Origin of the sequence: Kocuria sp. CPCC 205260 (assembly GCF_040981045.1) — a bacterium.
GTDB classification, from domain to species: domain Bacteria; phylum Actinomycetota; class Actinomycetes; order Actinomycetales; family Micrococcaceae; genus Kocuria; species Kocuria palustris.
Window position 1 is genome coordinate 1 of record NZ_JAVKPT010000016.1, and the last position, 5,623, is coordinate 5,623.

General features: G+C 56.2%; 3 rRNA genes. All 3 read right to left on the bottom strand.

The window, feature by feature from the left end:
- Position 1: 1 nt before the first annotated feature.
- Positions 2 to 118, bottom strand: a 5S ribosomal RNA gene (gene rrf / locus RF645_RS12860).
- Between the two features lie 181 nt (positions 119 to 299).
- Positions 300 to 3,467 (bottom strand): 23S ribosomal RNA (locus RF645_RS12865).
- A gap of 455 nt (positions 3,468 to 3,922) precedes the next feature.
- Positions 3,923 to 5,449 (bottom strand): 16S ribosomal RNA (locus RF645_RS12870).
- The 16S, 23S and 5S rRNA genes sit together here, the layout of an rRNA operon.
- Positions 5,450 to 5,623 lie beyond the last annotated feature (174 nt).

Below are 5,623 nucleotides of genomic sequence, written 5' to 3' on the forward strand. Positions count from 1 at the left end.
ATTGCGGCGGCGACCTACTCTCCCACACCCATCAGAGTGCAGTACCATCGGCGCTGTGAGCCTTAGCTTCCGGGTTCGGGATGGGACCGGGCGTTTCCCTCACGCTATAACCACCGCAAACCTGCTACCACCACACACCGCAGTGCGCGTGGAAACCTGTTCACGAACCTACCACCCACCACCACCAACCCCGCGAACGGGAACCAGATGGTCGTGGGACGGTGTTGTTCCAAAACCGTACAGTGGACGCGAAACACGCTGCTATTCACACCCCAAACGGGGCTGCAAGACATGTTGTGTGTGTGAAGATCATCGGCTTATTAGTACTGGTCAGCTCCACGAGTCGTCAGTCCTCGCTACCACATCCAGCCTATCAACCCAGTAGTCTCCTGGGAGCCTCACCCCCACAAAAAGGGGAAGGAAATCTCATCTCGAAGCAAGCTTCCCGCTTAGATGCTTTCAGCGGTTATCTCTCCCGAACGTAGCCAATCAGCCATGCACCTGGCGGTACAACTGACATACCAGAGGTTCGTCCGTCCCGGTCCTCTCGTACTAAGGACAGACCTTCTCAAATTTCCAACGCGCGCAGCGGATAGGGACCGAACTGTCTCACGACGTTCTGAACCCAGCTCGCGTGCCGCTTTAATGGGCGAACAGCCCAACCCTTGGGACCAACTCCAGCCCCAGGATGCGACGAGCCGACATCGAGGTGCCAAACCATGCCGTCGATATGGACTCTTGGGCAAGATCAGCCTGTTATCCCCGAGGTACCTTTTATCCGTTGAGCGACGGCCATTCCACAATGTACCGCCGGATCACTAGTCCCGACTTTCGTCCCTGCTCGAGCCGTCACTCTCACAGTCAAGCTCCCTTGTGCACTTGCACTCAACACCTGATTGCCAACCAGGCTGAGGGAACCTTTGGGCGCCTCCGTTACTCTTTAGGAGGCAACCGCCCCAGTTAAACTACCCATCAGGCACTGTCCCTGACCCGGATCACGGGCCGAAGTTAGATATCCAGAGCGACCAGAGTGGTATTTCAACAACGACTCCACGAACACTGGCGTGTCCGCTTCACAGTCTCCCACCTATCCTACACAAGCCGCACCGAACACCAATACCAAACTATAGTAAAGGTCTCGGGGTCTTTCCGTCCTGCTGCGCGTAACGAGCATCTTTACTCGTACTGCAATTTCGCCGAGTTCATGGTTGAGACAGCGGGGAAGTCGTTACTCCATTCGTGCAGGTCGGAACTTACCCGACAAGGAATTTCGCTACCTTAGGATGGTTATAGTTACCACCGCCGTTTACTGGGGCTTAAATTCTCCGCTTCGACTTGCGTCTAACAGGTCCTCTTAACCTTCCAGCACCGGGCAGGAGTCAGTCCGTATACATCGTCTTACGACTTCGCACGGACCTGTGTTTTTGATAAACAGTCGCTTCCCCCTGGTCTCTGCGACCCTTACCCCCTCCACACCGCAAGGGCATGTCAGGGTCCGGGCCCCCCTTCTCCCGAAGTTACGGGGGCATTTTGCCGAGTTCCTTAACCATGATTCTCTCGAACGCCTTAGTATTCTCTACCTGATCACCTGTGTCGGTTTGGGGTACGGGCGGCTAGAACCTCACGTCGATGCTTTTCTCGGCAGCATAGGATCACCGAATCCCCCACCAAAGGGGTCCCATCACGTCTCAAGCTATATGAGTCACGGATTTGCCAATGACTCGCCCTACACGCTTAGACCAGGACTACCATCGCCTGGCTCGGCTACCTTCCTGCGTCACACCTGTTAACACGCTTACCTCCCTGGATCAGGTCCCACGCATCCCACCACAACCACACACCACAAAGTGGCGTGCGAGAAACGGGTGGAACGGGTAGTTAGTATCCCCAGTTCAGTATGGGCGGTTCTTCGCCGGTACGGGAATATCAACCCGTTGTCCATCGACTACGCCTGTCGGCCTCGCCTTAGGTCCCGACTCACCCGGGGCAGATTAGCTTGACCCCGGAACCCTTGATCATTCGGCGGACGGGTTTCTCACCCGTCATTCGCTACTCATGCCTGCATTCTCACTCGAACAGGCTCCACCACTCGGTCACCCGGCAGCTTCACCACCCGCTCGACGCTCCCCTACCCAACACACACAAAACCATTACAGTCACCACACAGCACCCCACCAGAACCCAAAAAGCCCTGACAGGATCGGTGCGCGGAAATGTGCATTGCCACGACTTCGGCGGTGTACTTGAGCCCCGCTACATTATCGGCGCGGAATCACTTGACCAGTGAGCTATTACGCACTCTTTCAAGGATGGCTGCTTCTAAGCCAACCTCCTGGTTGTCTGAGCAACTCCACATCCTTTCCCACTTAGCACACGCTTAGGGGCCTTAGTCGGTGGTCTGGGCTGTTTCCCTTTCGACTATGAAGCTTATCCCCCACAGTCTCACTGCCGTGCTCTCACTTACCAGCATTCGGAGTTTGGTTGACGTCAGTAACCCGTTGGGGCCCATCAGCCATCCAGTAGCTCTACCTCTGGCAAGAAACACACGACGCTGCACCTAAATGCATTTCGGGGAGAACCAGCTATCACGAAGTTTGATTGGCCTTTCACCCCTACCCACAGCTCATCCCCTCCATTTTCAACTGAAGTGGGTTCGGTCCTCCACGCGCTCTTACACGCGCTTCAACCTGGCCATGGGTAGATCACTTCGCTTCGGGTCTAGATCACGCCACTCAACGCCCTCTTCAGACTCGCTTTCGCTACGACTACCCCACACGGGTTAACCTCGCGACATGACACTAACTCGCAGGCTCATTCTTCAAAAGGCACGCCGTCACCCCAAAAGGCTCCGACGGCTTGTAGGCACACGGTTTCAGGTACTATTTCACTCCCCTCCCGGGGTGCTTTTCACCTTTCCCTCACGGTACTGGTCCGCTATCGGTCATCAGGTAGTATTCAGGCTTACCAGGTGGTCCTGGCAGATTCACACGAAGTTTCACGGGCTCCGTGCTACTCGGGAAACACCACGCGCGGCAGCAATGATTTCGTCTACGGGACTCACACCCTCTACGGCACACCACTCAAGATGATTCGACTATCACGCTGCACTCACACGACCCAGCCGGCAGACCGGGCACTGATGCTCCCACAACCCCGCCCATGCAACCCCTGCCGGGTATCACACACAGACGGTTTAGCCACTTCCGCTTTCGCTCGCCACTACTCACGGAATCACTGTTGTTTTCTCTTCCTGCGGGTACTGAGATGTTTCACTTCCCCGCGTTCCCCCCTGCACCCTATGTATTCAGATACAGGTCATCGCCCTCACAGACGACGGGGTTTCCCCATTCGGAAATCCTCGGATCACAGCCCGCTTATCGGCTCCCCGAGGCATATCGCAGATTGCCACGTCCTTCATCGGCTCCTGATGCCAAGGCATCCACCGTGCGCCCTTAGTAATCTTCAAACAGACACACAAAAATTCTCACATAAAGAATAAGATGCTCGCGTCCACTATACAGTTCTCAAACAACACCAGCCGCCCCCCTCACCACACACACCGTGCGCAGCTACCTGAAGCAAGCCACAGAACACACACCCAACCACCACACCCCCACCCGAAGGCAAGGACCACGGTGACGGGGCCTGTTGTTCCAGGACCCGACAGTGCACCAAACCACCAACCATCAACAGCACCCACGCACCAAGCAAGCACGCAGACACCAGACAGTGATCAGACACCCACCACAACCCGAAGATCGCACCGGCTGCCTGGTCCGCTGATATTCCACCCATGAGCACGAACCCACCACCCAGCCCTCGAAACGGGCCAGGTGCAGCGGGTCTCACCACAACAACCCCCACACCACTTCACTGGCATGCGGGCGGGCCGCCACACGGCGACCAGAGTGAAGCTCCTTAGAAAGGAGGTGATCCAGCCGCACCTTCCGGTACGGCTACCTTGTTACGACTTAGTCCCAATCGCCAGTCCCACCTTCGACGGCTCCCTCCACAAGGGTTGGGCCACCGGCTTCGGGTGTTACCGACTTTCGTGACTTGACGGGCGGTGTGTACAAGGCCCGGGAACGTATTCACCGCAGCGTTGCTGATCTGCGATTACTAGCGACTCCGACTTCATGAGGTCGAGTTGCAGACCTCAATCCGAACTGAGACCGGCTTTTTGGGATTAGCTCCACCTCACAGTATCGCAACCCTTTGTACCGGCCATTGTAGCATGCGTGAAGCCCAAGACATAAGGGGCATGATGATTTGACGTCATCCCCACCTTCCTCCGAGTTGACCCCGGCAGTCTCCCATGAGTCCCCACCATCACGTGCTGGCAACATGGAACGAGGGTTGCGCTCGTTGCGGGACTTAACCCAACATCTCACGACACGAGCTGACGACAACCATGCACCACCTGTATACCGACCCCAAAGGGGAAGAACCATCTCTGGAACGATCCGGTATATGTCAAGCCTTGGTAAGGTTCTTCGCGTTGCATCGAATTAATCCGCATGCTCCGCCGCTTGTGCGGGCCCCCGTCAATTCCTTTGAGTTTTAGCCTTGCGGCCGTACTCCCCAGGCGGGGCACTTAATGCGTTAGCTACGGCGCGGAAAACGTGGAATGTCCCCCACACCTAGTGCCCAACGTTTACGGCATGGACTACCAGGGTATCTAATCCTGTTCGCTCCCCATGCTTTCGCTCCTCAGCGTCAGTAACAGCCCAGAGACCTGCCTTCGCCATCGGTGTTCCTCCTGATATCTGCGCATTCCACCGCTACACCAGGAATTCCAGTCTCCCCTACTGCACTCTAGTCTGCCCGTACCCACTGCACACCCGGGGTTAAGCCCCGGGCTTTCACAGCAGACGCGACAAACCGCCTACGAGCTCTTTACGCCCAATAATTCCGGACAACGCTTGCGCCCTACGTATTACCGCGGCTGCTGGCACGTAGTTAGCCGGCGCTTCTTCTGCAGGTACCGTCACTTGTGGCTTCTTCCCTGCTGAAAGAGGTTTACAACCCGAAGGCCGTCATCCCTCACGCGGCGTCGCTGCATCAGGCTTTCGCCCATTGTGCAATATTCCCCACTGCTGCCTCCCGTAGGAGTCTGGGCCGTGTCTCAGTCCCAGTGTGGCCGGTCACCCTCTCAGGCCGGCTACCCGTCGTCGCCTTGGTGAGCCATTACCTCACCAACAAGCTGATAGGCCGTGAGCCCATCCAAGACCAGTAAACCCTTTCCACACACCACCATGCGGTGACATGTAGCATCCAGTATTAGACCCAGTTTCCCGGGCTTATCCCAGAGTCAAGGGCAGGTTACTCACGTATTACTCACCCGTTCGCCACTCATCCACACCAGCAAGCTGGTGCTTCAGCGTTCGACTTGCATGTGTTAAGCACGCCGCCAGCGTTCGTCCTGAGCCAGGATCAAACTCTCCGTTGAAAAACGAAAAACCATACCTGGCTGGAATCAAAATAAGATCGCCAGCACGTCACGGGAACGAGACGCACTGACGCATCAGCTGATCCAACCAAACAAAAAATTGCTTGAACTGGTATCAGCAGACAATTTGGCACACTATCGAGTTCTCAAACAACAGACGATCAACCAGCCCGT